Origin of the sequence: Mycobacterium sp. G7A2, from assembly GCF_041902445.1 — a bacterium.
Classification (GTDB): domain Bacteria; phylum Actinomycetota; class Actinomycetes; order Mycobacteriales; family Mycobacteriaceae; genus Mycobacterium.
On record NZ_CP169251.1, the window covers coordinates 4,737,324 to 4,762,356 of the forward strand.

General features: G+C 69.4%; 27 protein-coding genes. 9 read left to right on the forward strand and 18 right to left on the reverse strand.

Annotated features, from left to right (window positions below; all coding sequences use genetic code 11):
- The first annotated feature begins 295 nt into the window (after positions 1–295).
- From ACEWX3_RS22425 to ACEWX3_RS22435, 3 genes are read left to right on the forward strand one after another with little or no spacing between them, the layout of a single operon-like run.
- Positions 296–1,030, forward strand: coding sequence for a DUF222 domain-containing protein (locus tag ACEWX3_RS22425; protein WP_374157736.1), 735 nt, complete (start codon positions 296–298; stop codon positions 1,028–1,030).
- Positions 952–1,935: a hypothetical protein gene (locus ACEWX3_RS22430; protein WP_374157737.1), complete on the forward strand. Its 984-nt coding sequence runs from the start codon at positions 952–954 to the stop codon at positions 1,933–1,935. The genes ACEWX3_RS22425 and ACEWX3_RS22430 overlap by 79 nt, the downstream gene beginning before the upstream one ends.
- A 2-nt stretch (positions 1,936–1,937) precedes the next feature.
- Positions 1,938–2,201 carry a hypothetical protein gene (locus ACEWX3_RS22435; protein WP_374157738.1) on the forward strand — a complete coding sequence of 88 codons (264 nt, stop codon included), beginning with the start codon at positions 1,938–1,940 and terminating at the stop codon, positions 2,199–2,201.
- Between the two features lie 13 nt (positions 2,202–2,214).
- Here ACEWX3_RS22435 and tsaD read toward each other — a convergent pair whose 3' ends face one another.
- Genes tsaD through ACEWX3_RS22475 form a run of 8 tightly spaced genes read right to left on the reverse strand, consistent with a single transcriptional unit; the run spans position 2,215 to position 9,882 of the window.
- A complete protein-coding gene (gene tsaD, locus ACEWX3_RS22440; protein WP_374157739.1) occupies positions 2,215–3,237 on the reverse strand; it encodes a tRNA (adenosine(37)-N6)-threonylcarbamoyltransferase complex transferase subunit TsaD in 1,023 nt (340 codons plus the stop codon).
- Positions 3,234–3,689, reverse strand: coding sequence for a ribosomal protein S18-alanine N-acetyltransferase (gene rimI / locus ACEWX3_RS22445; RefSeq protein WP_207065539.1), 456 nt, complete (start codon positions 3,687–3,689; stop codon positions 3,234–3,236). The genes tsaD and rimI overlap by 4 nt, the downstream gene beginning before the upstream one ends.
- Complete coding sequence (tsaB, locus tag ACEWX3_RS22450) at positions 3,686–4,315, reverse strand: tRNA (adenosine(37)-N6)-threonylcarbamoyltransferase complex dimerization subunit type 1 TsaB (protein WP_374157740.1); 630 nt, start codon at positions 4,313–4,315, stop codon at positions 3,686–3,688. The genes rimI and tsaB overlap by 4 nt, the downstream gene beginning before the upstream one ends.
- Positions 4,312–4,776, reverse strand: a complete 465-nt coding sequence (gene tsaE / locus ACEWX3_RS22455) for a tRNA (adenosine(37)-N6)-threonylcarbamoyltransferase complex ATPase subunit type 1 TsaE (protein ID WP_207065541.1) — start codon at positions 4,774–4,776, stop codon at positions 4,312–4,314. Before tsaE ends, tsaB begins: the two co-directional genes overlap by 4 nt.
- The gene (locus ACEWX3_RS22460) at positions 4,769–5,857 is read right to left on the reverse strand and encodes an alpha/beta fold hydrolase (protein WP_207065542.1); all 1,089 of its coding nucleotides are present in this window, start codon (positions 5,855–5,857) and stop codon (positions 4,769–4,771) included. Before ACEWX3_RS22460 ends, tsaE begins: the two co-directional genes overlap by 8 nt.
- Complete coding sequence (gene alr, locus ACEWX3_RS22465) at positions 5,854–7,005, reverse strand: alanine racemase (protein WP_374159922.1); 1,152 nt, start codon at positions 7,003–7,005, stop codon at positions 5,854–5,856. Before alr ends, ACEWX3_RS22460 begins: the two co-directional genes overlap by 4 nt.
- A 44-nt stretch (positions 7,006–7,049) precedes the next feature.
- Positions 7,050–8,456, reverse strand: a complete 1,407-nt coding sequence (locus tag ACEWX3_RS22470; RefSeq protein WP_374157741.1) for a glutamate decarboxylase — start codon at positions 8,454–8,456, stop codon at positions 7,050–7,052.
- Between the two features lie 10 nt (positions 8,457–8,466).
- Positions 8,467–9,882 (reverse strand): NAD(P)H-hydrate dehydratase, encoded by a 1,416-nt coding sequence (locus ACEWX3_RS22475; protein ID WP_374157742.1) that lies wholly within the window; start codon positions 9,880–9,882, stop codon positions 8,467–8,469.
- A gap of 47 nt (positions 9,883–9,929) precedes the next feature.
- Between ACEWX3_RS22475 and ACEWX3_RS22480 the strand changes: the two genes are divergently transcribed.
- The gene (locus tag ACEWX3_RS22480) at positions 9,930–10,304 is read left to right on the forward strand and encodes a nuclear transport factor 2 family protein (RefSeq protein WP_374157743.1); all 375 of its coding nucleotides are present in this window, start codon (positions 9,930–9,932) and stop codon (positions 10,302–10,304) included.
- A gap of 1 nt (position 10,305) precedes the next feature.
- On the opposite strand, the gene ACEWX3_RS22485 is transcribed toward ACEWX3_RS22480, so the two are convergent.
- On the reverse strand, positions 10,306–10,689 hold the full coding sequence (locus ACEWX3_RS22485; RefSeq protein ID WP_207065544.1) for an STAS domain-containing protein: 384 nt from the start codon (positions 10,687–10,689) through the stop codon (positions 10,306–10,308).
- A gap of 130 nt (positions 10,690–10,819) precedes the next feature.
- Complete coding sequence (gene glmS / locus ACEWX3_RS22490) at positions 10,820–12,694, reverse strand: glutamine--fructose-6-phosphate transaminase (isomerizing) (RefSeq protein WP_374157744.1); 1,875 nt, start codon at positions 12,692–12,694, stop codon at positions 10,820–10,822.
- Between the two features lie 55 nt (positions 12,695–12,749).
- Here glmS and ACEWX3_RS22495 point away from each other — a divergent pair, with 55 nt between their 5' ends.
- The 3 genes from ACEWX3_RS22495 to ACEWX3_RS22505 are packed head-to-tail and all read left to right on the forward strand — an operon-like array spanning position 12,750 to position 15,130.
- Positions 12,750–13,595 carry a dienelactone hydrolase family protein gene (locus ACEWX3_RS22495; RefSeq protein ID WP_374157745.1) on the forward strand — a complete coding sequence of 282 codons (846 nt, stop codon included), beginning with the start codon at positions 12,750–12,752 and terminating at the stop codon, positions 13,593–13,595.
- A 50-nt stretch (positions 13,596–13,645) separates the two neighbouring features.
- On the forward strand, positions 13,646–14,686 hold the full coding sequence (locus ACEWX3_RS22500) for an LLM class F420-dependent oxidoreductase (RefSeq protein ID WP_207065547.1): 1,041 nt from the start codon (positions 13,646–13,648) through the stop codon (positions 14,684–14,686).
- 21 nt (positions 14,687–14,707) lie between these two features.
- Positions 14,708–15,130, forward strand: coding sequence for a PPOX class F420-dependent oxidoreductase (locus ACEWX3_RS22505; RefSeq protein ID WP_152515818.1), 423 nt, complete (start codon positions 14,708–14,710; stop codon positions 15,128–15,130).
- Between the two features lie 9 nt (positions 15,131–15,139).
- Here the strand turns inward: ACEWX3_RS22505 and ACEWX3_RS22510 are convergent, their stop codons facing one another.
- On the reverse strand, positions 15,140–16,315 hold the full coding sequence (locus ACEWX3_RS22510) for a geranylgeranyl reductase family protein (protein ID WP_207065549.1): 1,176 nt from the start codon (positions 16,313–16,315) through the stop codon (positions 15,140–15,142).
- 98 nt (positions 16,316–16,413) lie between these two features.
- A complete protein-coding gene (locus ACEWX3_RS22515) occupies positions 16,414–16,998 on the reverse strand; it encodes a TetR/AcrR family transcriptional regulator (protein ID WP_207065631.1) in 585 nt (194 codons plus the stop codon).
- Between the two features lie 35 nt (positions 16,999–17,033).
- Between ACEWX3_RS22515 and ACEWX3_RS22520 the strand changes: the two genes are divergently transcribed.
- On the forward strand, positions 17,034–18,173 hold the full coding sequence (locus ACEWX3_RS22520; RefSeq protein WP_374157746.1) for an acyl-CoA dehydrogenase family protein: 1,140 nt from the start codon (positions 17,034–17,036) through the stop codon (positions 18,171–18,173).
- On the opposite strand, the gene ACEWX3_RS22525 is transcribed toward ACEWX3_RS22520, so the two are convergent.
- The 6 genes from ACEWX3_RS22525 to rplM all read right to left on the reverse strand — a co-directional run bounded on the left by ACEWX3_RS22525 (position 18,151) and on the right by rplM (position 23,152).
- Positions 18,151–19,635: a hypothetical protein gene (locus tag ACEWX3_RS22525; protein WP_374157747.1), complete on the reverse strand. Its 1,485-nt coding sequence runs from the start codon at positions 19,633–19,635 to the stop codon at positions 18,151–18,153. The genes ACEWX3_RS22520 and ACEWX3_RS22525 overlap by 23 nt on opposite strands.
- Positions 19,628–19,942: a type VII secretion target gene (locus ACEWX3_RS22530; protein WP_374157748.1), complete on the reverse strand. Its 315-nt coding sequence runs from the start codon at positions 19,940–19,942 to the stop codon at positions 19,628–19,630. The genes ACEWX3_RS22525 and ACEWX3_RS22530 overlap by 8 nt, the downstream gene beginning before the upstream one ends.
- A gap of 36 nt (positions 19,943–19,978) precedes the next feature.
- On the reverse strand, positions 19,979–21,316 hold the full coding sequence (gene glmM / locus ACEWX3_RS22535) for a phosphoglucosamine mutase (protein ID WP_207065553.1): 1,338 nt from the start codon (positions 21,314–21,316) through the stop codon (positions 19,979–19,981).
- Positions 21,317–21,477: 161 nt separating this feature from the next.
- Positions 21,478–21,849, reverse strand: coding sequence for a hypothetical protein (locus ACEWX3_RS22540; RefSeq protein ID WP_207065554.1), 372 nt, complete (start codon positions 21,847–21,849; stop codon positions 21,478–21,480).
- Between the two features lie 296 nt (positions 21,850–22,145).
- Entirely contained in the window at positions 22,146–22,583 is a 438-nt protein-coding gene (gene rpsI, locus ACEWX3_RS22545; RefSeq protein WP_221350824.1) for a 30S ribosomal protein S9, read from the reverse strand.
- A gap of 125 nt (positions 22,584–22,708) precedes the next feature.
- Positions 22,709–23,152, reverse strand: coding sequence for a 50S ribosomal protein L13 (rplM, locus tag ACEWX3_RS22550; RefSeq protein WP_152515811.1), 444 nt, complete (start codon positions 23,150–23,152; stop codon positions 22,709–22,711).
- Positions 23,153–23,395: 243 nt separating this feature from the next.
- On the opposite strand from rplM, the gene ACEWX3_RS22555 reads away from it, so the two are divergent.
- Positions 23,396–25,033 carry a peptide chain release factor 3 gene (locus ACEWX3_RS22555; RefSeq protein WP_374157749.1) on the forward strand — a complete coding sequence of 546 codons (1,638 nt, stop codon included), beginning with the start codon at positions 23,396–23,398 and terminating at the stop codon, positions 25,031–25,033.

Sequence of the window (25,033 nt, forward strand, 5' to 3'; positions counted from 1 at the left end):
GGTGTAACCCGCAGGTCAGGCGGTTGATTTCCGTTGGCAGAAATTGAGCGGCGGGTGGCAGAAAGCGGTTATCCGCAGTCGCGAGTCGAGCCCTGCTTGGGGTTGTTCCGAGTCGCGAGTCGAGCCCTGCTTGGCGTTGATCCCAATCACGGACCCCGCTCCGCCTTGGGGTTGTCCCGAGTCGCGAGTTGAACCCTGCTTGGGGTTATCCCCAATCGCGTTTTCATCCCCAACGTGGACGGCGGACGGTCGATCCGCGGGTGTGCGGTCGCTCTGCGTCGATAAAATCGCACACATGTTCGATGGTTCGCTTCCTGGTCCGGCCGCTCTGGCCGACATCTCCGATGGCGAGTTGATCGAGGCGATCACCGGCTGGTCGAGCACGGCGGCCGCAGCCCAGGCCCGACTGTTGGCCGCGGTCGCCGAACGGCGCCGCCGCGCCGAGACCACCGCCGACGCTGATCCGGTGCGCACCCGCTGGGCCTGTGACCCCGTCGATGAGGCCGCCGCCCAGATCGGGTGCGCACTGACCGTCTCCCACGGCCGCGCCGTGGCGTTGATGGACACCGCGGTCACCCTGCGCGATCACCTGCCCCGCCTCAACGCCCGCTTCCTGGCCGGCCACGTCAGCGAGCGCGTGGTCGCGCGCATCGTGTGGCTGTGCGCCCTGGTCGTCGACGAACAGGTGTGGGCCCAACTCGACGAACAGTTCGCCACCGCGGCCAGCACCTGGGGGACGCTGTCGGGCGACAAACTCGACACCGCGATCACCGTGTGGATCCACACCCTCGACCCCGACGCAGTCCGGCGCGCGGCCACCGCCCACCGCGGCCGCGATGTCCGCATCGGCGGCCGCGATCAAGCCGCGGGCACCACCAGCGTGTGGGGCCGGATCAACTCCCTCGACGCCGCGATCGCCGCGGCCCGCCTCAAAGCCATGGTCAACAGCGTGTGCGGCGAGGATCCGCGCACCACCGCCCAAAACGCGCCGACGCGTTCGGCGCGGTGTTCGCCGGAGCGTTCCATCTGAGCTGCCAGTGCGGTAAACCCGACTGCCCGGTCGCCGCCGTCCCCGACGCCCGCGCCACCAGCATCACCGTCCACGTCGTCGCCGACCACACCACCCTCACCGCCACCCCCGACCCCGCCCTACACGGCAACGGAGACACCCCCAACACCGACACCGACACCGACGCCGAACTCGAACCTGATGCTGTCTGCGAATCCAGCCCCGCGCCCGCGCACAGTGCTGGACCGCCCGCACCCCCACCCGAACCTGGGGCGGAACCCGACCCCGAGCCGGAGCCTCTTTCACAGCCCGAGGCTGCCCCACAGCCCCCGCCGCAGCCCAAACCCGCTGCCCCGCAGACCACCCCGCCACCGGCGAGGGCGCCTCACCCTGCTCCGGCCCCTCAACCTGCCCCCGCCGCCCCGGCTCGTCCGGCGGTGATCCTCGGGCTGCGCGCAGCGGTGCTACCCCCCGCGGTGCTGGCCGAAGTCCTCACCCGCGGCGCCAAAGTTCGTACAGTGGCCGACCCCCGCGCCCTGCCGGTCACCCCCGGTTACCGGCCCACCACCGCCCACGACGAATTCGTGCGCTGCCGCGACCTGACCTGTCGCGTCCCCGGCTGCGACCGCCCCGCCCTCGACACCGACCTCGACCACAGCGACCCCTGGCCGGCCGGACCCACCCACCCAGCAACCTCAACGGCAAATGCCGCCTGCACCACCTGCTCAAAACATTCTGGGAAGGCTGGACCGAACAGCAACAACCCGACGGCACCCTGCACATCAGCACCCCCACCGGGCACACCTACACCACACGACCGTTCTCGGCGCTGCTGTTCCCCACCTGGGCCACCACCACAGACCCACCCCCACCACGACAACCCACCCGCCCCACACCGCCCCGCCACCACCCGAGACGGGCACTGAAGATGCCGCTACGCCAACGCACCCGCGCCGAAAACCGCGCCGCCTACATCACCGCCGCCCGCCAACACAACGCGCTCCAAGCCGAACTCGACCGCGCCGCCGAACAAGCAGCCGCCGAACAACGCCGCGCCCGCCGCAACGCCATCCCCCACAACCCCCGAGACCCCGAATGGCACGCCCGCCAAGAGGCAGTCGACGCCCTCCGGCAATCCATCAACCGCCCACCCGACTACCGCAACGACCCCAATGACCCACCACCGTTCTGACCGGGGCGTGCTGTCAGGCCACCTGGCCCTGCACCACCGGCAACCCGGGATCGCTGACAGCGTCCAGCGGGGACGGCTCAGCGCCGGCCGCGATCAGGTGCGCGGCGAAGGAGGCGATCATGGCGCCGTTGTCGGTGCACAACCGCGGGCGTGGAATGCGCAGCGTCATCCCGGCCTCCTCACAGCGCTCGGCGGCCAGTTCCCGAAGCCGCGAGTTGGCCGCCACTCCTCCGGCGATCAGCAGCGTGGACACCCCCAACTCGCGTGCGGCGCGCACTGCCTTGAGGGTCAGCACATCGGCCACCGCCTCTTGGAAGCCCGCGGCGATGTCGGCCTGCGAAGCCTCGGGATGGCGCTCCACATAGCGGGCCACGGCGGTCTTCAGGCCGGAGAAACTGAAGGCGTGCGGGTCGTCGCGCGGCCCGGTCACCCCCCGCGGAAACACGATGGCGTCGCGGTCCCCGTCACGGGCGAGCTCGTCGAGCACCCGGCCCCCGGGATAGCCCAGCCCGAGCAGCCGCGCCACCTTGTCGTAGGCCTCCCCGGCAGCGTCGTCGACGGTAGAGCCGAGCTCGACGATCGGCTCCCCCAGCGAGCGCACATGCAGGAGATTGGTGTGTCCGCCCGACACCAGCAACCCGACGGCTTCGGGCAGTGGGCCATGGTCGAAGACGTCGGCGGCCAGGTGTCCGCCCAGATGATTCACGGCGTAGAACGGAACCCCCCAGGCCGCCGCGTAGGCCTTGGCCGCGGCCACCCCGACCAACAACGCGCCCGCCAACCCCGGGCCGATCGTCGCCGCGACGACGTCGGGCCGCGCGATCCCGGCCGCGGCCAGGGCACGGCGCATCGTCGGCCCCAACGCCTCCAGATGCGCACGCGAGGCGATCTCGGGCACCACCCCACCGAACCGGGCATGCTCGTCGACGCTGGACGCCACCTCGTCGGCGAGCAGCGTGACCGAACCGTCGCCGCCGAGTTCAGCGATCCCGACACCGGTTTCGTCGCAGGAACTCTCGATAGCCAGAATGATCATCGCCGATCCCGTTTCATCGTGTAGGCGTCCGCGCCGCTGACCCGGTAGTACCGCTTACGCAGCCCCACCTGTTCGAAGCCCTCGCTCTCGTACAGCGCGATCGCCGCCGCGTTGTCGGTGCGGACCTCCAGGAAAATCGTGGCGTCGCCGGCGAAGTCGAACAGGCCGCGCAGCAGCTGCCGGCCGATTCCCTGCCCTTGATAGGCCGGATCGACGCCGATGGTGTGGACCTCGTACTCGAAGGGCTTCACGCGGCCCAGGCGTGCGATTCCGGCGTATCCCACCAGCTTGTCGTCGACGCGTGCCGCGACATAGTGGTTGTGCTTTGCGGCGAGCTCGGCCAGGAACGCGCGCTCGGGCCAGGGGTCGTCGCCGTCGAACAACAGCGACTCGAGCTCCGCGCAGCGGGCGGCATCACGCGGGGTCAGCGGGCCGTACACGACCGTGCTCATCGCGAGGCCGCCGGCGGTTTCGCGTCGGGTCTGCGCAGATAGAGTGGCACCAACGGCTGTGGCTCGACATCCCAATCAGCCACGGCGGCAACCAGTCCGGCGGCGCTCGGATACACCGGCGCCAGCCTAGGCAACTCGAACAACGCCGCGTGTTCAGGGGAACCGGCCACCGCCCCGGCACCTGCGGGCACGTCGGTCGCAGCGTTGACGGCCGGACCTTCGACACGCACACCGTCACGGTAGCGACCCCAATACACTTCCCGGCGGCGCGCATCGGTGACGACCAGCACGTCGCCCGTCGTCCCCGCCGCGATCGCATCCAGGCTGCACACCCCGCGCACCGCGATCCCGAGCGCATGCCCGAACGCTGCGGCGGTCGCCATCCCGACGCGCAGTCCGGTGAACGGGCCGGGCCCGCAACCCACCACGACCGCGTCGAGACGATCTGCGGCCAGCCCAGCGTCGGACAAGGCGCCCACGATGTTGGGGGTCAACTGCTCGGCGTGGGCGCGCGCGTCGACCGTGACACGCTCGGCGAGCACCTCATCACCCGACTCGTCGCACCGCACCACCCCCGCGGTGACGGCCGGGGTGGCGGTGTCGATCGCCAGGACCACCCTGCTCACGGCCGACTCCAATTCCAGATCGCCGTGCGGGTTTCGGTGTCGGGGGCGCGTTCCAGCCGGATGTCGAGGTGGCTGTCGGACAGCCGCTCGGCGACGCCTTCACCCCATTCGACGACGACGACCGCGTCGTCGAGGTCGGTGTCGAGATCCAGGGAGTCCAGCTCGCCGAGCAGGTCCACCGACGTCTGGTCCAGCAACCGGTACAGATCGACGTGCACCATCGCCGGCGCGCCGGCGCGACGAGCCCGATGCACCCGCGCCAGCACGAACGTCGGCGAGATCACCGGGCCCTCGACGTCCATCGCCTGTGCGATCCCCTTGGCCAGCACCGTTTTCCCGGCACCCAACGGCCCGGACAGCACCACCACGTCTCCGGCCCGCAGGGAGCGCCCCAAAGAGGCGCCCAAGGCGATCGTGTCCTCGGCGGTCGACAGCTCGGCCGTACCTCCCCGGTCAGCCATGCAACCCCACCCGCTGCCGCATCCGACGGGTCAACGCCACGAGTTTGGACGGCGTCGCCCGCTCGACGAGACGCACCAGCGCGTCGTCGATGACGTCGGGACGCTCGAGCTGCACGAGATGACCTGCGCCGCCGACGATCACGAGCTGAGACTTGGCCAGTTGGTCGGCCATGTCCTGCGAGTAGTCCATCGGCGTGAGCAGGTCACGGTCCCCGCACGCGACCAGAGTCGGCACCTTGCTCAGCGTCGTCAGCCCCGCGGTCTCGTCGTGTACCTCCAGCGCATGCAGGAACTCCACCAGCGTCGCGATCGGGGTGTCGTGCATCATCCGCTCGGAGAAGGCATTCACGCTGCGGCTGATTCGGTGATCCCCATAGGACGCCGCTCGCAGGATCGGACCGATCACCGAACGCGCCGCACCGCGTCCCCGATGTACGAGCGCAGGGGCGTACCTGGCTGTGAACCGAACCGCCTCCAACGCCGGGTTGTTCAGGATCTCACCCAATGGCGAACGCGCCACCCCCTCTGCGGCAGAGGCGATCAACGCCGCACCGACGACACTGGTGGGATAGCGCTGCGGATACTGCCGAGCATGCGACAGCACCGTCATGCCGCCCATCGAATGCCCGACCAGCACCACCGGGCCGCGGGGGGCCACCACTGCGAGCACGCTCTCGAGGTCCTGGCCCAACTGTTCGACGGTGTAGGTGTCCGGTGGCGCCTCCCCGGACTGGCCATGCCCGCGTTGATCGTAGAAAACCATGCGGACCTGCTCACCCCACTGCTCGCTGAGCCGGGCCCGCTGAAAGTGGAACGATCCCATCCGAAGGCAGAACCCGTGCGCGAAAATGACAGTGAGGCCTGCGTTCTCGGGACCGACCTCGCGCACGGCCAGCGGCACTCCGTCGGGCGTGGTGACGACAGAGCTGCGGTCGGCGTCGAGCAGCTCGAAATCCTCGTCCCGGTACGGATCGTCGTCGCTGAACTTGCGCCGCAACGACTTCGCCACCGACAGACCCGCGGCAGTGCCCACGGCGGTCACCCCGGCCGCACCGGCCAGCCACCCCGCCCGGGCGCTCACCGGGACCGACCTCCGCGCAGGTAGGCCCGTGCGATGCGCCGGCGGGGACTGGTCACGACCTCGTAGCTGATGGTCCCGAGCAGGTCCGCCCACTCCTGTGCGGTCGGTTCCCCGTGGTCACCGGGCCCGAACAGGACGGCCTGGTCGCCCTCGGCGACGTCGACGGCTCCGGGTCCCAGGTCGACCACGAACTGGTCCATGCAGACCCGGCCCACATTGGGGTAGCGACGTCCGTTGATGCTCACCTGCATCCGATTGCTGAGCAACCGGAACACGCCGTCGGCGTAACCGGCGGGGATCAGCGCCAGTGTGGTGTCGCGCGTCGCCGTCCAGGTGTGCCCGTAGGACACGCTCTCACCCGCGGCGACGGGGCGCAGCAGGGTGACCGGGCACGTCACCGTCATCGCCGGACGCAGCCCGAGATCGCCGCGCTCGGGAACAGGGCTGAGTCCATAGGTCGCCAGGCCCGGGCGCACCATGTCGAAGGCCAGGTCCGGGCGCGTCATGGTGGCGGGCGAGTTGCTCAGGTGCACGACCTCGAACTCGAGTCCGAAGTCGCGGGCCAGCATCGCGCGGGCGGTGAGCCGGCGGGCCTGCTCGTCGTTGAAGGGATGTTCGGGGTCGTCTCCGTGCGCCAGGTGCGACATCAGCCCCCGTACCCGCACCGCGTCGTCGGCGCAGGCCCTGCGCAGCCCGTCGAGCACCGCCGGGTAGTCGCTCTCCCCCACGCCGTTGCGGTTGAGACCGGTGTCGGTCTTGACGGTCACCGTGGCCTGACAGCCGGTGCGCGACACCGCGTCGAGCAGGTCGGCGAGCTGGCGGGGCGAGGAGACGGCGATCTGGACGCCGGCCTGCAGTGCGGGCGCGAAGTCGGTGCCGGGCGGGTGCAGCCAGGCCAGCACCGGTGCGGTGATACCGGTCTGGCGCAGGTGCACCGCCTCGGCGACGGTCGCGACCCCCAACTCGGCGGCACCCGCTTCCAACGCCGCCCGGGCCACCTCCGTGGCGCCGTGGCCGTAGCCGTCGGCCTTGACGACGGTCATCACCGCGGCTGACCCGGCGCGTTCGCGCAGCACAGCGACGTTGTCGGCGATCGCGTCGAGGTCGACTGACGCGACGGGCAGAGCCCCCGACAGGTGCTGGGTCATGTTCGGCGTGGTGGTCACTGCGCCCGATTGTCCCAGGCGCGGTGTCAGTGGGCGAAATGCGCCTCGTCGGCGAACCCGCCCACGTCGATGGCATCGAGCTTGTCGAGGACCTTGACCAGGTCGTCACGCAGGGCGCGGGCCAGGTTCGCCGAGAAGCCCTCTCGGACCACGATGCGCAGCACCGCGATGTCGGCCGCGTCGTCGGGCATGGTGTAGGCCGGGACCTGCCAGCCGAACCCGCGCAGCAGCGCCGAGACGTCGAAGACCGTGTATTTGATGCCGTCGACCAGCTTGAACGCCACCACTGGGATGGCCGATCCGTCGGAGATCACCTCGAAGACCGGCTTCCGGTCGGGTCCGGTCATCCCGGCCAGTTCATGGGCCAGCCACTGCGCGTTCTCCGACAGGCACCGCATCACCTGCAGATAGCCGTCGCGGCCGAGCCGCAGGAAGTTGTAGTACTGACCCACCACCTGGTTGCCGGGCCGGGAGAAGTTGAGCGTGAACGTCGGCATGTCGCCGCCGAGGTAGTTGACCCGGAACACCAGGTCCTCGGGCAGGTGCTCGGCATTGCGCCAGACCACGAAGCCGATGCCGGGATAGGTCAGCCCGTATTTGTGTCCGCTGACGTTGATCGACACGACCCGGGGAAGCCGGAAATCCCACACCACGTCCGGATGCAGGAACGGCACCACGAACCCGCCGCTGGCGGCGTCGACGTGCACCGGCACATCGCACCCGCCGTCAGCAGCGAGCTTGTCCAGCGCGGCGCAGATGTCCCCGACGGGCTCGAGTTCGCCGGTGAACGTGGTGCCCAGGATCGCCACCACCCCGATCGTGTTCTCGTCGACGGCGTCGACGACCTGTTCGGGGGTGATGACGTAGCGCCCGTCCTCCATCGGCAGATAGCGGGCTTCGACGTCGAAGTAGCGACAGAACTTCTCCCACACCACCTGCACGTTGGAACCCATCACCAGGTTGGGGGTGCGGTTCTTCCAGTCCCGTCCCTCTCCGGAACCGGCCCGCTCGCGCCACCGCCACTTCATCGCCAGCCCGGCGAGCATCACCGCCTCGCTGGAGCCCACGGTGGACACCCCGGTCGCACTGGACGGATCGTCGTCGCGCAGGTCCTCGGCGTGGAACAGGTCGGCCACCATGCACACGCAGCGCTGCTCGATCGCCGCGGTGACCGGATACTCGTCCTTGTCGATCATGTTCTTGTCGAACGTCTCCGACATCAGCTGCCCCGCTTCGGGATCCATCCACGTGGTGACGAACGTCGCCAGGTTCAACCGTGAGCTGCCGTCGAGCATCAACTCGTCGTGGATGAACCGGTAGGCATTCTCCGGGTCGAGGGACTCGTCGGGCAGCCGCAGCGCCGGGATGGGTGAGGTGGACATCCGACCCGTGTAGGCGGGGGTCAGAGACGAGTGACGTGAGACGTTGGGCATGCCCCTATTTCTAGAGGATCGAACCCAACGCTGTGCGCAGATGCGCCAGGATCTGCGACGACGACGTCGGCACCGGAGCCGGACCAGGATCGCAGGCCGCCGCCTCGGCGGCGCGCGAGTGCACGAACGCCGCCGCTGCTGCGGCCTCACCCGGCGGCAGACCGCCGGCCAGCAGCGCTCCGATGACCCCGGTGAGCACGTCACCCGAGCCCGCGGTGGCCGCCCAGGAATTGCCGGCGACGTTGAGGTAGACCGGCCCGGCCCCGGGCTCGGCGATGACGGTGACGTTGCCCTTCAACAGGACGGTCACCCCCAACCGATCGGCGAGCTTGCGGGTGTCGGCGATGCGGTCGTCGCCCGGCGGCGACCCCGCCAGACGGGCGAACTCGCCGGCATGCGGTGTCAGCACCGTGGGCGCCTCCCGATCGGCCACCAGCTCCGGGTGCGCCGACAAGATCGTCAGCCCGTCGGCGTCGACGATCACCGGCAGATCGGACTCGAGCGCGAAGCACAGCGCGGACGCGCCCGCCTCGTCGGTGCCCAGCCCGGGTCCCACCGCCCAGGCCTGGACCCGGCCCGCGGTGGCGTGGCTGGGTGTGGCGATCACCTCGGGCCAGTGCGAAACCACCTCGCCCGCCGCGGTTCCCGCGTAACGCACCATGCCCGAGTGGGCCGCGACCGCCGCACCGGTGCACAGGATCGCCGCCCCGGGGTACGTCGACGACCCTGCCATCACGCCGGTGACGCCCTGGCTGTACTTGTCGTCGGCACGTCCGGGCACCGGCCAGCGCGCGGCGACGTCGGCGGCCTCGAACCCGAGAATGTCCGAGGGCGGCAGGTCCAGCCCGATGTCGACGAGTTCGACCCTGCCGCAGCGTCCGAGCGCATGCACCGGTTTGAGTCCGCCGAACGTGACGGTCAGCGCGGCGTCGACGTGGGCCCCCTCGGCGGCCCCGGTGTGCACGTCCAGACCGCTGGGCAGATCAACGGCGACGACGGGGATACCGGCCTGCTCCACGGCGGCGAACACCTCGGCCGCATTCGGCCGCAACGCACCTGAGCCCGAGATTCCGACGACGCCGTCGATCACCAGATCAGTTGCCGCTGGCACGGTTTCGACGATGCGGCCACCGGCGGCGCGGAATGCGGACAGCGCCTTGGGGTGCGCGTTGTCGGGGTTGAGCAGGACCGCGCGGGCACCGGCACCGCGACGCTTCAGCAGCGTCGCCGCCCACAGCGCGTCTCCGCCGTTGTCGCCGGAACCGACGACTGCGCACACGGTGCGACCGTTGACAGTTCCCAGCTCCCGGCTGATCGCGGTGGCCAGCCCGAACGCCGCGCGGCGCATCAGTACCCCGTCGGGCAGCGCGGCCAGTAGCGGCGCCTCGGCGTCACGGATCTGCTGGGCGGTGTAGTAGGACCGCATGAGTTCCACGCTACGCGGCGACGTTCTGGTCATGGAGCACAGTGGGTATGACGACAGGCATGACGTTGAGTGAACTGCTCGAACTCGAACACGCCGGCTGGCGGTCGCTGTGCGACGGCACCGGCGATCAGTTCTACGGCTCGCTGATGACCGACGACGCGGTCATGGTGTTGGCCAACGGCATGGTGATGGACCGTGCGACCGTGACGGCGGCGCTGGGCCAGTCGCCGCCGTGGTCGCGCTATGACATCACCGACGTGCAGGTGATCGAGATCTCCGCGGACACCGCCGCGCTGGTCTACACCGGCACCGCGCACCGGGACGGACAGCCCGAACCGTTCGTGGCGGCGATGTCGTCGGTGTATCACCGCACAGCCGATGGGTGGAGACTGGTGCTGTACCAGCAGTCGCCTCGCGGCTGAGTCAGGTCGCGGTGGCCGGTCGTCCGGCTCGCGCGTCCTCGAGGGTCGGATAGAGGTCGATGATCTGGTCGACGCACATCAGGCGCATCGGCCTGCTCGTCGCCGGCCCCTCGGCGACCACCCGCAGCGACACCCCCGCCGGTTCGGTCAGGCGGTGCGTCTCGACGAGCACGCTGATTCCCGCCGAGGACAGAAACGTGACGTCGAGGAGGTCGACGATCAGCAGCGCAGCACCGCCGCTCAACGCGACGTCCAGGTGTGTCATCAGCGTCGGCGCGGTGAGCACGTCCAGATCGCCGGCGACGTGCAGCACCAGCGCGTCACCGTCGCGGCGTGGGCTCACCGTGCAGCGACCGCTGCGTTCGTACCCATGGTGTTCCAGCATGTGATTTCCCGACCTTTGTTTGCGCAGATAAGCGCGGTCGCACCGGATTCGTCAGAGGAGCCACGGCAGCGGCGACCAAGCTGCCAGAAAACTCATACTTTTCTTATCGAACCCACATGCTTCGGCGTTACTACTCGACGGTCACCGACTTGGCCAGGTTGCGCGGCTTGTCCACGTCGTAGCCGCGAGCCCGGGCCACGCCGGCAGCGAACAGCTGCATCGGAATGGTCGACAGCAGCGGCTGGAAAAGCGTTGGCACCGAAGGGATCTCGATCAGGTGATCGGCGTAGGGCCGCACCGTGTCATCGTCCTCCTCGGCGATGACGATCGTGATGGCCCCGCGGGCCTGGATCTCCCGGATGTTCGACAACAGCTTGGCGTGCAGCATCGCGGCGTTCTTCGGCGACGGCATCACCACGATCACCGGCAGGTTGTCCTCGATCAGCGCGATCGGGCCGTGTTTGAGCTCGCCGGCCGCGAAGCCCTCGGCGTGCATGTATGCCAGCTCCTTGAGCTTGAGGGCTCCCTCGAGCGCCACCGGGAACCCGACATGGCGACCGAGGAACAGCACCGTCGGCGACGGAGCGAACTGCTGCGCCAGCTGCATCACCGGCTCGGAGGTGGCCAGCACCCGCGAGATCATCTCGGGCATGGCTTCCAGATCGTGGTACTCGCGGGCCACCTCGTCGGGGTATTTGGTGCCGCGCGCCTGGGCGAGGGCAAGCCCGACAAGATAATTGGCGGCGATCTGGGCCAGGAACGTCTTCGTCGAGGCCACCCCGACCTCCGGTCCGGCGCGCGTGTAGAGCACCGCGTCGCACTCCCGGGGAATCTGGCTGCCGTTGGTGTTGCAGATCGCCAGCACCTTGGCCTTCTGCTCCTTGGCGTGGCGCACCGCCTCGAGCGTGTCGGCGGTCTCACCGGACTGTGAGATCGCCACGACCAGCGTGTGGCTGTCCAGGACCGGATCGCGATACCGGAACTCGCTGGCCAGTTCGACCTCGACCGGCAGCCGCGTCCAGTGCTCGATGGCGTACTTGGCCAGCATCCCGGAGTGGTAGGCGGTGCCGCAGGCGACGACGAAGACCTTGTCGATGTCGCGGAGCTCCTGGTCCGACAGGCGCTGCTCGTCCAGCACGATGCGGTTGTCGACGAAATGGCCCAACAGTGTGTCCGACACCGCGTCGGGCTGCTCGGCGATCTCCTTGAGCATGAAGTACTCGTAGCCGCCCTTCTCGGCGGCCGAGGTGTCCCAGTCGATGTGGAACCTGCGGTAGTCGACATCGGCCACGGCGGGGTTACCGTCGAAATCGGTGATCCGGTAGCCCCCGGCGGTGACGACCACCGCCTGGTCCTGGCCCAACTCGACGGCCTCGCGGGTGTGTTCGATGAACGCCGCGACGTCGGAGCCGACGAACATCTCGCCGTCGCCCACACCGAGCACCAGCGGGGTCGAGCGGCGCGCAGCCACGATCGTGCCCGGCTCGTCGGCATGGGCGAACACCAGGGTGAAATGCCCCTCCAGGCGGCGCAGCACGGCCAGCACCGACGCCGCGAAATCGCCGGCGTGCCTGCCGTGGGCGAACTCGCGCGCCACCAGGTGCACCGAGACCTCGGTGTCGGTGTCGCTGGCGAACTCCACGCCTGCGAGCTCCAGCTCGTGACGCAACGCGGCGTAGTTCTCGATGATGCCGTTGTGCACGACCGCGACCTTGCCGGTGGCATCGCGGTGCGGGTGGGCGTTGCGATCGGTGGGCCTGCCATGCGTCGCCCACCGGGTGTGTCCGAGCCCGGTCGCTCCGCTGGCGCCGTTGATACCGGCCTCGTCCAGCGCTGCTTCCAGGTTCGCCACGCGACCCGCCTTGCGACTCACGATGAGCCCACCACTACCGTCGAGAAGCGCGACGCCTGCCGAGTCGTAACCCCGGTACTCCATGCGGCGCAGCGCATCGACGACGATCTCGCAGGCAGGGCGCTGCCCGACGTAGCCGACGATTCCGCACATAGGCAACCAGGGTACGGCAGAAGCACCTCGAACCCTGGTGGGCTACGGTCTTCGGGTGGCGAGTACCAAGAAGCTCTTTGGCGCGCTGACCCGGCGCGGTCCACAGCGCGTCATGCGGGGTGACCTGGGTTTTGCCGGTCTGCCCGGGGTCGTCTACACCCCGGCGGCGGGTACGAACCTGCCTGGAGTGGTGTTCGCTCACGACTGGATCACATCGGCACACCGCTACCACGCGACACTCGAGCATCTGGCTTCCTGGGGCATCGTCGCGGCCGGTGTCGACACCGAGATCGGGTTCGCCCCGTCGGCACTGAATCTGGCCTATGACATGGGCACCGCGCTCGACATCATCGCGGGCGTGCGCCTGGGCACCGGCGACATCAGCGTGCATCCCGAGAAGCTCGGGGTCGCCGGTCACGGCTTCGGTGCGTCGGCGGCGGTGTTCGCCGCGGCGGGGATGCCGAGCAGAGTCAAAGCGGCCTTCGCGGCCTATCCCACGGTCAGCAGCCCGCCTGCCGAGCAACCTGCGGCCACCCTGACGGTGCCGGGGCTGATCTTGACCGCCCCCGGTGACCCTATGACGTTGCGATCCAACGCGGTCGAGCTGGCGCGGGTGTGGAAATCCGCCACCCTGCGCTCGACACCCAAAGCCAAGTCCGGCGGCCTGGTGGAGGGCCGGCGGCTGGGCCGTGTCGTCGGACTGCCCGGCGCCGACAAGAGCTCGCAGAAAACCGTGCGGGCGCTGATGACCGGATATCTGCTGTACCAGCTCGCGGGCGACAAGGAGTACCGCGACTTCGCCGATGCCGAGGTCGAGCTGCCGAAGGCGCCGGTGATGGACCCGTTCGCCGACGATCCCGTGGACCTCGAGAACAAGGTCGTCGCGCTGCTCAAGCCGTAGCATCCCGCCCACGCGCGCCCAACCAACCGGTTGGGGTATATAACTTGGTGATGCGCACCGGCATCTTCCTGAGTTACGCGGGCGGCTTCCTGGAGGCCGTCGACGAGGTCGTCGAACTCGAGAAGCTCGGGGTCGACCTGGCCCTGGTGGCCGAGGCCTACTCCTATGACGCGATCAGCCAGCTGGGTTTCCTGGCCGCCCGCACCTCCCGCATCGAGTTGGGCACCGGCGTGGTCCCGATCTACACCCGCACCCCCGCTCTGATGGCGATGACGGCCGCCGGCCTCGACTACGTCTCCGACGGCCGCTTCCGGCTGGGACTGGGCACCTCCGGCCCGCAGGTCATCGAGGGCTTTCACGGTCTCCCGTTCGACGCACCGCTCGGGCGTACGCGGGAGGTCGTCGACATCTGCCGGCAGGTGTGGCGACGGGAGCGGCTGGCCTACGACGGCAAGCACTACCAGCTTCCGCTGCCCGCCGAGAAGGGCACCGGCCTGGGCAAACCTCTCAAGCTGATCAACCATCCGGTCCGCGAGCGCATCCCGATCACGATCGCTGCGCTCGGACCCAAGAACGTCGAGCTGACCGCCGAGATCGCCGAGGGGTGGCAGCCGGTGTTCTTCTACCCGGAGAAGGCCGACGAGGTCTGGGGTGACGCGCTGCGCGCCGGTGCCGCCAAACGCGACCCGGCCCTGGGTCCGCTCGACGTGATGGTCAGCGCGAGCCTGGCCATCGGCGACGACGTCGACGAACGGCTGTCGTGGGCCAAGCCGCAGCTGGCGCTCTACATCGGCGGTATGGGGGCACGCGGCCGGAATTTCTATCACAGCCTGGCCACGCGGTACGGGTTCGGTGAGGTCGCCGACCACATCCAGGATCTGTACCTGGCGGGCAAGAAGGCCGAGGCCATCGACGCGGTTCCCGATGACCTGGTTCGGCAGGTCTCGCTCGTCGGACCGGCCGGCTTCGTCAAGGAGCGAGTAGCCGCCTTCGCCGATGCCGGCGTCACGACCTTGTTGGTGCATCCGTTGTCGGGTGATCGCCGCGAGACCGTCGGCTTCGTCGAGGAATTGCAGAAGCTGCTGCCCTGACGACGACCGTAGGCTGAGTCCATGGCTGAGCTGACCGACGACGTCATCGAATTCCTCGCCGAGGGCACCCGCACCGCCAAGCTGGGCTACGTCGCCGCCGACGGGCGGCCACTGGTCGCGCCGGTGTGGTTCGTCGTCGACGGCCGCGAGCTCGTTTTCAACACGGGCAAAGACACCGCCAAGGGCCGGGCGCTGCGCCGGGACCCGCGGGTCGTGGTGTGCGTCGACGACGAACGGCCGCCGTTCTCGTTCGTCCAGGTGCAGGGCGAGGTGACGCTCAGCGAGGACCCCGAGGAGCTGGTCGCCACCGCCACCCGGATCGGCGGCCGCTACATGGGTGCCGACCGCGCCCAGGAGTTCGGCCGCCGCAACGGAGTGCCTGGTGAACTGGTCGTGCGCGTGCGGCCGACCAAGATCGTCAAGGCTTTCAACCTGGCCGACTGACAGCCGGCCTCAACTGCCCGACAGGGTGTTCTCCCAGAACAGCAGTCGCGCGCGGAACCGGGGGTGAGCCACTTTGTCCAGCACCGTGAGCCCGGCTGTGGTCAGGGCGGGCACGCCGACCAAGCGGTGGAACATTCTCCCGCGCCGGTACTCGCGGCCCCACGTCGCGTTGACCGCCTGCTCGTAGTGGGTGAAGTCGGTGGGCCCACCGTTGGCCAGCGCGGCGACCGCGCACTCCCCGGCGGCCAGCCCCGATTGCAGCGCCTTGGAAATCCCGGCACCCGATACCGGGCGGGCGGCGCCCATCGCATCACCGGCGAACAGCACGCCCGGGCGCCAGGGCGGCCAGGCCGTGAAACCCATCGGTAACCGCCAGCCCTGCAACGCCTTGGACTTCTGCAGAGCGCCGACCGGCGGCAGCTCCCAGTCAGGCGGCAAAGTGGCCATGAACTGTCCCAGCAACTCGGCTGCGTTGATCTGTTTCCAGTGCCGGTAGCTGTTCACGTAACCCAGCCCCACGTTGACCCGTCCGTCGCCCAGAGGGAACACCCAGCCGTAGCCGGGCAGTTGATCGCCGCGGTGGGAGATCTTCAGATGAATGTCCAGAGAGTCGGAGTCGGGGCGCACCGCGGACATCTCGGCACGTATCGCGATGGCTGAGTAACCGTGATAGCGACTGTCCAGCTTCAGTGAGCGTTTGACCGGCGAATAGGCGCCGTCTGCAGCGATCACCGCGTCGGCACGCACCTGCTCGCCGCCCTTCAGCGTGATGCCGGTGACGCGGCCGTCCTCGTCGGTGACGGCACCGACAACCTCCTCACCCTGCCTCACGTCGGCCCCGGCCGATGCGGCGTGGTCGATCAGCATGGTGTCCAACTGGGTGCGGCGGATGCCGTGGCCGTGGTCGGGCATCCCGGGCCGGTTCGGGAAAGACAGCTCCCATTCGCTGGGACTGAAGATGGTGGCGCGGTTGAGCCGGTGGAAGCGAGCCACCTCGTCACCCAGCCCCATCTTCTGCAGGTAACTCACCGCGCGTGGAGTCAGTCCGTCGCCGCACGGCTTGTCCCGCGGGAATTCCGCCTTGTCACACAACAACACGCGGGCCCCGTTCCGGACGGCCTGCCAGGCGGCCGCCGATCCAGCCGGCCCACCGCCGGCCACCACTACGTCGTATCGGTCAGTCATCGAATACCGCCTTCGCTCGCCTGAGTGGTCGTCAGGTATTCGACGCTGTCAGCGTTGCGGACTGCCCGTTCAGCAAACTGACAGGAATACCCTGCCCATCAGGCTCGGATGCCCGCGGTGACTATCGCGGCGAGCTCGCGGTAGGCATCGGCGTCGTCGAGCCCGGTGGTGCGCCGCACCACGCGCTGTTGGATGCGCACCATCGCCGCGGCAACCAGATCGGCGGCGAACGCGGCATGCACGTCACGGAAGTCGCCGGCCGCGACGCCTTCGGCGATCAGTTCCTGCACCCGGCGGGCGGCGATGCCGGTGTTCTGCTCGTAGACCGCCCGAGCCGGAGCGAAGCCGTCGAGGTCGGTCATGAACTGCTCGGAGGCGGGGTCCAGTGCCGCCCCGACCGCGGACAGATAGGCGGCGATCCGGTCCCGCGCACCGGTGGTGGCCGCCACCCGGTCCTCGACGAACTCGGTCGCCGAGCGGAAGAAGTGCACCGTCGCCGCCTGGACGAGCTGCTCCTTGCTCGCCGCGAGCGTGTAGAGCGTGGACTTCGAACAGCGCAGCCGTGCGGCCATGTCGTCGAGGGTCAGATGCGCGAAACCCTCGGCCAGCAACAGCGCGACCAGCGCGTCGAACAATTCGGTCCGCCGCCGGGTGGCGAACGCTGGCCTGGTCACCCGCTCGATAGTACTGCAGAACGTCCTATAGTACTGTTCGCGGTATGGCTGTAGACCGGCTGCTGCCGACCGACGAGGCCCGCGACGTCGTCGAGCTCGCGCGACAGATCGCCGACAAGACCCTCGCGCCGATCGTCGACCATCACGAGAAGCACGAGACCTATCCCGAAGGCGTGTTCGCCACGCTCGGCGAAGCCGGGCTGCTGAGCCTTCCCTACCCCGAGCGGTGGGGTGGCGGCGGGCAGCCCTACGAGGTCTACCTGCAGGTACTCGAGGAACTTGCCGCCCGCTGGGCGGCCGTGGCCGTCGCGGTCAGTGTGCACAGCCTCTCGTGTCATCCGCTGATGTCCTTCGGCACCGACGAACAGCGGCAGCGTTGGCTACCGGACATGCTGGGCGGTGCCACGATCGGCGCCTACAGCCTCTCCGAACCACAGGCCGGGTCGGACGCCGCCGCCCTGAGCTGCCGAGCCACCGCCGACGGCGACGGCTACCGGATCACCGGCGCCAAGGCGTGGATCACCCACGGCGGGATCGCGGACTTCTACAACCTGTTCGCCCGCACCGCGGAGGGTTCGCAGGGCATCTCGTGTTTCCTCGTGCCCCGCGACACCGCCGGCCTCACGTTCGGCAGACCCGAAGAGAAGATGGGGCTGCATGCGGTGCCCACCACGGCCGCACACTACGACGACGCATTCGTGCCAGCTGACCGGCGCATCGGGTCCGAGGGGCAGGGTCTGCAGATCGCCTTCAGTGCACTGGATTCCGGGCGCCTCGGTATCGCCGCGGTGGCCGTCGGGCTGGCGCAGGCCGCCCTCGACGAGGCAGTCTCCTACAGTCAGCAGCGAACGACGTTCGGCCGCAGGATCATCGACCATCAGGGGCTGGGATTCCTGCTCGCCGACATGGCCGCCGCGGTCGACGCCGCACGGGCCACCTATCTCGACGCGGCCCGCCGCCGCGACGCCGGGATGCCGTACTCGCGCCAGGCGTCGGTCGCCAAGCTCATCGCGACGGACGCGGCGATGAAGGTGACCACCGATGCCGTGCAGGTGTTCGGCGGGGCCGGCTACACCCGCGACTACCGGGTGGAGCGGTACATGCGCGAGGCCAAGATCATGCAGATCTTCGAGGGCACCAACCAGATTCAGCGGCTGGTGATCAGCCGTCACCTGGCTCGCTAGGTTGCGCTTCGCCGACCTGCGGTAGTTCGTCGGCCGCGATCTCGCACGGAGTCCGCTCGTCGACCTCGGTCTCCGCCACCGGCGGCAGTGGCTCGGCCGGCGGTGGCGGGGGCGGCGGAGGCGGCGGTGTCGGCGCGGGCATCGGTTCGGCGGCGGCACCCTCTCCCGGCTCCTCGGGCTCGCCCCCGGGGGGCTCGTCGGGGTCCTGCCCCGGGCCCTCACCGGCGTCGCCCTCGGGGTCCTGGTCGTCCTCGTCGTCCTCGTGGGCGTCGTCCTCGTCGGCGTCCTCGTCGGCGTCCTCGTCCTCGTCCTCCACGGTGTCGACAGGGTCGTCCAATTCGGGAACGTCGAGAGGTGCGGGCTCCGGCAGGCCACCGCCGCCGCCCAACAGCCCGGTCAGCGCGTCGGTGAACGGCTGACCCAAACCGGACAGACCGCCGCCCCCGCCGAGCCCGGTCAGCGCGTCGGTGAACGGCTGACCCAAACCGGACAGACCGCCGCCCCCGCCGAGCCCGGGCAGCGCCGGGCCCGCCGAACCCAGTGACGACATGGCAGGCGGAGCCGCTTCCGCGGGCGCAGGAGACATATCAGCCGGAGCGGGTGCCGGCCACGCGGCGGGCACCGTGGCAGGAGCAGGTACCGCGGGAGCGGTGACGCCGCCGGCCGAACCGACAACCGGCGCCGGAGCCGGAGCCGGCATCGATGCCACCGACCATGGCTCCTCATCGGGCCGGTCACCGCTCGGCGGTGTCGGGGCGCTCCACACGGGGCCGAGATCACCGGGAATCGCGAAATCGGCAAGCCGCGCTCCCGCGATGTCGCCCGTGGCCTGTTGATACGCGGTACTGACCGACGACATCGCGGTCCGCATCGCTGCGAGCCAGTCGGTGCGAATCACGCTGTCCACGAACGGTTTCACCGCGTGGTCGACAAGCTCGCCGGCCGTGGACCGGTCACCCACACCGGACGTGACGGTCGCAGCGGCCGCCGACCAGTCGGTCCGCGTCGTGGCGGCTCTGCCCTCGATCTCGATCACCGCGCCGACCTTGTCGTCAACGGCTTCCCAGAGTTGTTCCCGCAGCGCCTCCATCGCCTCGCGCGCCGTATGCAGGGCGGCCGCCACCGTGGCCGATGCGTCACTGTGACGGCGCAGGAACTCCGCGGACGTGGCCGCGCCGACTCCCTGCCACATGTCCGGCAGCGCGGCGCGTTGCCGGTCCTGCACCTGGACGGCCTCGTCCGCGGCAGATGCGGCCGCCTCGAGCACACCGCAATCGTGGAGCAGCGCTTCGAGGTCCATGCCGTCCTCGCTGCGGTACCAGTCCTGCAACTGGCCCGCGTGCACGGTCAGGTCGGGGTGCCGGTACCCCACCTGCGCGCTGGCGGCGACATACTGTTGCACCGTCAGTACCGCTGGCATGCCGTCGGCCAATCGCGCTGTGACGTCACGCTTCTCAGCCATGTGCGGCGATCTGGTCGGCCGACCGGTCAGCGGCCGCCCCGTACCGGATCGCCGAGTTCTGCAATGCCACAGCGATCTCGGCTGCGGCGCGCGACCACAGACGCAGCGCCGTCGACAGCTCGGCGAGGGCCGTGGCCAGCTCGCCGCCGTGCGCGGCGTAGGCACGGCCCGAAAGCGCGGCGCCGAAACGTAGACTTCCCAATTGGTTACGCACCGCCGCGTCGATGATCGCCGATGCCGTGTCGTATTCGCGCGCCATCGCGCGCAGTCCTGCGGTGTCCACCCGCGTCGCCCCAGCCGATCCCATACGAGATCAGACGCGGGCGACCCGCGATCGGTTCCCTCAGTTCTGGGCGCTGACCGACTCGGCCACCCGCGCCGCCAATTGTCTGGCGGTGTCCTCATCCGCCGCCTCGACCATCACGCGCACCATCTGCTCGGTGCCCGAGGGGCGCAGCAGGATCCGTCCGGTGTCGCCGAGCTCGGCCTCCGCCCGGGCGACCGCTTCTTGCACCGACGGCGCTCGGGCCACCGCCGCCTTGTCGGTGACCTCGACGTTGATCAGCACCTGAGGCAGCGTCTGCATCGGTTCGGCCAGCGCGGCCAGGCTTCGGCGGGTCTGGGCCATCCGGGCCATCAGCCGCAACCCGGTGACGATGCCGTCGCCGGTGGTGCCGAACGCCGGCAGCACGATGTGGCCGGACTGCTCGCCGCCGAGCGAGAACTCACCGGCACGGAGTTCTTCGAGCACATAGCGGTCGCCGACACCGGTGGTGCGGACCTGCACACCGGCCGCGCGCATCGCCAGGTGCAGACCCAGGTTGCTCATCACGGTCGCCACCAGCGTGTCGGAAGCCAGCTCGCCGGCCTCCTGCATGGCCAGGGCCAGCACCACCATGATCGCGTCACCGTCGATCACCGTGCCGTCCGCGGCCACGGCCAGGCAGCGGTCGGCGTCACCGTCATGGGCCAGGCCCAGATCGGCACCGTGGCTGACCACGGCCGCGCGCAACGTCTCCATGTGCGTCGAGCCGCACCCGTCGTTAATGTTCAACCCGTCCGGCTCGGCGTGGATCGGCACCACGGTGGCGCCGGCCGCCCGATAGGCGTCCGGCGCGGCCGTCGACGCGGCACCGTGCGCGCAGTCGACCACCACGGTCAATCCGTCGAGCCGGGTGGTGGCGGCCTTGCCGACGTGGCGCAGATAACGCTCCAACGCGTCCTCGGCGTCGACGATTCGCCCGATTCCCGCGCCGGTCGGGCGGTTGCCCGGGCCCTGACGGACCAGCTCCTCGATGCGATCCTCGGTCGCGTCGTCCAGCTTGAGGCCGCCGGGGCCGAAGATCTTGATGCCGTTGTCGGGCATCGGGTTGTGCGACGCGGAGATCATCACGCCGAAGTCGGCGTCGTAGGCGCTGGTCAGATACGCCACGGCGGGGGTGGGCAGCACGCCGACCCGCAGCGCATCCACTCCTTCGCTGGTCAGCCCGGCGATCACCGCAGCTTCCAGCATCTCCCCGCTGGCGCGCGGGTCCCGACCGACGACCGCGACCCGCCTGCGGGTCGCGCCGGTTCTGATGAGCCGCCGGGCCGCGGCCGCCCCCAGCGCTACCGCGAGCTCAGCGGTCAGGTCCTGGTTGGCGACGCCGCGCACTCCGTCGGTGCCGAACAGTCGAGCCATCGTGCCAACCTCTCACAGCCGCCCGCGAGGAAGCCAACCGGCGACAGGCCGGTCCGTGCCGTCGCCGGATCGATACAACCGCGTGATTCTCCCACGCCGAGCCCCGAACAGAGCTCACCGCCCACACCCGGTGCGGGTGTGGGCGGTGAGTCGGCTGCTACTTACCCAGCCTCTTGACCAGCGTCGTCCGCAGCGCCGGCCTCAGGCTGCTCCATTTCTGCGCTCACGTTCTGGGTGAGCATCAGATCGCCACCCGGCAGGCCCGCACACACGGTCTGGTCGGTGCCGTCGGCATCGACCTGCTCGGCGAGCGCGTTGACGTCCTCGGGGGCGCTGGCACAGAGGGCCCCCGCCGTGGCGGCGGCCGCGTCGGTGGGCACGCCCTGCAGGATCGTCGTGTCGCCGACGGCGATGTTCACAAGACCGTCCGGGGTCGTCTCGACGGGCTGCGCATTCGCTACGCCGAGTCCCGCGGTGAACAGCACCGACCCTCCGAGGACGGCACCCGCTGCGGCGTTCTTCACGAAGCTCATCAATTCACTCCTTCTCAGTCGCGGAGCCGCGGACTGTCGTTGCCGCGCTCCGCAATCGAGGCTGTCCGAACCCGGCCGGGGAATTCAAGCTGCGCTCGGCCAGATAGCGTCGGTCCGGTCCCGCAAACGACCCGTCGGTGAGGGTGACTAGGTAGCTGAACCGGCATCAACACAGTTCACACCGCAATAGCGCGTTACCAGAACTGCCGCTGCGAGTTCGCTGTGCAAACCCGTACAGACGACTGACGCCCGGCCGCTCGCGATGCGAACGAACCGGGCGCCATGCCGTGCTGAGATCAGCGCTTGCTGTACTGAGGCGCCTTGCGCGCCTTCTTGAGGCCGTACTTCTTGCGCTCGATGGCGCGCGGATCACGGGTCAGGAACCCGGCCCGCTTGAGCGCCGGACGGTCCTCGGGCTGGACCAGGATCAGCGCACGGGCGATCGCCAACCGCAGCGCGCCGGCCTGCCCGGAGGGGCCGCCACCGTCGAGGTGGGCGTAGATGTCGAACTGCTCGAGGCGGTCGACGGTCACCAGCGGAGCCTTGATGAGCTGCTGGTGCACCTTGTTGGGGAAGTAGTTCTCCAACGTGCGCCCGTCGAGGTGGAACTGTCCGGTGCCGGGCACCAGGCGCACCCGCACCACGGCCTCCTTGCGGCGGCCGACGGTCTGGATCGGACGGTCGAACAGCAACGGGTCGGCCGCGACGTGGGCATCGTGGTCGTCGGCGAACACCGCGTCCTCGACAGCCACGGGGGTCTCGGCGCCCTCAGCGACCTCGACGGCCTCGGGGACCTCGACGGCCTCGGCGGTCTCGATCGGCTCGGGCACCGCGGCGGTTTCGGTGAAGTCGGATTCAGTCACTGGGACACCTGCTTGACGTCGTACGGAATCGGCTGCTGAGCGGTGTGCGGATGCTCCGATCCGGTGTACACGCGCAGCTTCTTCTGGATCTGGCGGCCGAGCTTGGTCTTCGGCAGCATGCCGACGATCGCCTTCTCGACGAGGCGGTCGGGATGCCGTTCCAGCATCTCGGCGACCGAGCGGCGGCGCAGACCACCGGGATAACCCGAGTGGCGGTAGTGGAACGTCCGCTGCGGCTTGTTACCGCTGACGGAGATCTTGTCGGCGTTGATGACGATGACGAAGTCACCGCCGTCGACGTTGGGCGTGAACGTCGGCTTGTGCTTGCCGCGCAGCAGATTGGCAGCTGCTACGGCGAGCCGGCCGAGCCTCACGTCGGTGGCGTCGATGACGTACCACGAACGCGTGGTGTCACCCGCCTTCGGCGTGTACGTAGGCACAGCGCGTACCTCTTCCTCTTACTCGGGTGGATCCCGGGGTGATCCCGGGTGCCGGTCCGGCGTGCACGTCAGCACGACCTCGGCGACCGGCGGGGACCCGAGGCGACCTGTGGCCGCAAGGCCAGCACACGCCAACGTGGCAGCCTACCCGGGGGTGTCTGCGCAGGTCAAAACGCGCTCCCGGGCGCGGCCCGCGGCTCGATTACGGATCGACGCCGAATCGGCCATACCATTTCCTCTGACATGACCGACTCTGCCCTCGACGCCGCCTCGCCGACCACCACCGGCGGCGGTGACCGCGCCACCGCTCGCATCGCCGCCGAAGCGCAGCGCCGCCGCACCTTCGCCGTGATCAGCCATCCCGACGCCGGTAAATCGACGCTCACCGAGGCCCTGGCCCTGCATGCGCGGGTGATCACCGAGGCCGGCGCCATCCACGGCAAGGCGGGTCGCCGCTCGACCGTGTCGGACTGGATGGAGATGGAGAAGGCCCGAGGCATCTCGATCACCTCGACGGCACTGCAGTTCCCGTACCGGGACTGTGTCATCAACCTGCTGGACACGCCCGGCCACGCCGACTTCTCCGAGGACACCTACCGGGTGCTGACCGCGGTGGACTGCGCGGTGATGCTCATCGACGCCGCCAAGGGGCTCGAACCACAGACGTTGAAGCTGTTCCAGGTCTGCAAGCACCGGGGCATCCCGATCATCACCGTCATCAACAAGTGGGACCGGCCGGGCCGACACGCCCTGGAGTTGATGGACGAGATCCACGAGCGCATCGGGCTGCGGACCACCCCGCTGACGTGGCCGGTGGGCATCGCCGGGGACTTCCGGGGCGTGCTGGACCGCCGGTCCGGGATGTTCATCCGCTTCACCCGCACCGCGGGCGGCGCCACCGCGGCACCGGAGGAACACATCGCCGCCTCCGACGCCCACGCCGCCGCGGGAGTGGACTGGGATACCGCTGTCGAGGAGTCCGAGCTGCTCTCCGCAGACGGGTCCGACTTCGACGAGGACCAGTTCCGCAGCGGCGCAGCCTCACCGGTGCTGTTCACCTCCGCGGCACTGAACTTCGGGGTCAACCAGCTCCTCGATGTCCTCGTCGAGCTCGCCCCGGCGCCCGCCGGCGCGGTGGACGTCGACGGCAATCGGCGCGCCGTCGCGTCGCCGTTCAGTGCGTTCGTGTTCAAGGTCCAGGCGGGAATGGACTCCGCGCACCGAGACCGGATCGCCTACGCGCGCGTGTGTTCGGGCACCTTCGAACGCGGTGAGGTCCTCACCCATGCGGCCACCGGCAAACCGTTCGTGACGAAGTACGCGCAGTCGGTGTTCGGCCAGCAGCGCTCGACGCTCGACACCGCGTGGCCCGGCGACGTGATCGGCCTGGCCAATGCCGCCGCGCTGCGTCCGGGCGACACGTTGTATCGGGATGTGCCCGTGGAGTTTCCACCGATCCCGAGCTTCTCCCCCGAGCATTTCGCAGTCGCCCGCGGCACCGACCCGAGCAAGCACAAGCAGTTCCGCCGGGGAATCGAACAACTCGAGCAGGAGGGCGTGGTGCAGGTGCTGCGATCCGACCTGCGCGGCGAACAGGCTCCCGTGCTCGCGGCCGTCGGCCCGATGCAGTTCGAGGTGGCCACCCACCGGATGGCCACCGAACTCAGCGCCCCGATCGCGCTGGAACCGTTGCCCTACCAGGTGGCCCGCATCGTCGACCCCGAGGACGCCGAGTTCATGAACAAGCAGGTGTCGGCGGAGGTGTTGACCCGCTCCGACGGGGTGATGCTGGTGCTGTTCTCCACTCCGTGGCGGCTCCAGGGTTTCCAGCGCGACAACCCGGACATCACGTTGCATTCCCTGGTAGCCGCCCAGAGCTGA

Coding starts and splice junctions, on each gene's coding strand:
- ACEWX3_RS22470 (WP_374157741.1), bottom strand. CDS start 8,456: ATGCCCAACGTCTCACGTCACTCGTCTCTGACCCCCGCCTACACGGGT.
- tsaE (WP_207065541.1), bottom strand. CDS start 4,776: ATGGCTGACCGGGGAGGTACGGCCGAGCTGTCGACCGCCGAGGACACG.
- ACEWX3_RS22500 (WP_207065547.1), top strand. CDS start 13,646: ATGCGCACCGGCATCTTCCTGAGTTACGCGGGCGGCTTCCTGGAGGCC.
- ACEWX3_RS22540 (WP_207065554.1), bottom strand. CDS start 21,849: ATGAGCTTCGTGAAGAACGCCGCAGCGGGTGCCGTCCTCGGAGGGTCG.
- ACEWX3_RS22475 (WP_374157742.1), bottom strand. CDS start 9,882: ATGCGGTCCTACTACACCGCCCAGCAGATCCGTGACGCCGAGGCGCCG.
- ACEWX3_RS22505 (WP_152515818.1), top strand. CDS start 14,708: ATGGCTGAGCTGACCGACGACGTCATCGAATTCCTCGCCGAGGGCACC.
- ACEWX3_RS22480 (WP_374157743.1), top strand. CDS start 9,930: ATGACGACAGGCATGACGTTGAGTGAACTGCTCGAACTCGAACACGCC.
- ACEWX3_RS22425 (WP_374157736.1), top strand. CDS start 296: ATGTTCGATGGTTCGCTTCCTGGTCCGGCCGCTCTGGCCGACATCTCC.
- glmM (WP_207065553.1), bottom strand. CDS start 21,316: ATGGCTCGACTGTTCGGCACCGACGGAGTGCGCGGCGTCGCCAACCAG.
- ACEWX3_RS22435 (WP_374157738.1), top strand. CDS start 1,938: ATGCCGCTACGCCAACGCACCCGCGCCGAAAACCGCGCCGCCTACATC.
- rimI (WP_207065539.1), bottom strand. CDS start 3,689: ATGAGCACGGTCGTGTACGGCCCGCTGACCCCGCGTGATGCCGCCCGC.
- alr (WP_374159922.1), bottom strand. CDS start 7,005: ATGACCCAGCACCTGTCGGGGGCTCTGCCCGTCGCGTCAGTCGACCTC.
- ACEWX3_RS22520 (WP_374157746.1), top strand. CDS start 17,034: ATGGCTGTAGACCGGCTGCTGCCGACCGACGAGGCCCGCGACGTCGTC.
- ACEWX3_RS22510 (WP_207065549.1), bottom strand. CDS start 16,315: ATGACTGACCGATACGACGTAGTGGTGGCCGGCGGTGGGCCGGCTGGA.
- ACEWX3_RS22555 (WP_374157749.1), top strand. CDS start 23,396: ATGACCGACTCTGCCCTCGACGCCGCCTCGCCGACCACCACCGGCGGC.
- ACEWX3_RS22485 (WP_207065544.1), bottom strand. CDS start 10,689: ATGCTGGAACACCATGGGTACGAACGCAGCGGTCGCTGCACGGTGAGC.
- ACEWX3_RS22530 (WP_374157748.1), bottom strand. CDS start 19,942: ATGGGATCGGCTGGGGCGACGCGGGTGGACACCGCAGGACTGCGCGCG.
- ACEWX3_RS22525 (WP_374157747.1), bottom strand. CDS start 19,635: ATGGCTGAGAAGCGTGACGTCACAGCGCGATTGGCCGACGGCATGCCA.
- glmS (WP_374157744.1), bottom strand. CDS start 12,694: ATGTGCGGAATCGTCGGCTACGTCGGGCAGCGCCCTGCCTGCGAGATC.
- tsaD (WP_374157739.1), bottom strand. CDS start 3,237: ATGATCATTCTGGCTATCGAGAGTTCCTGCGACGAAACCGGTGTCGGG.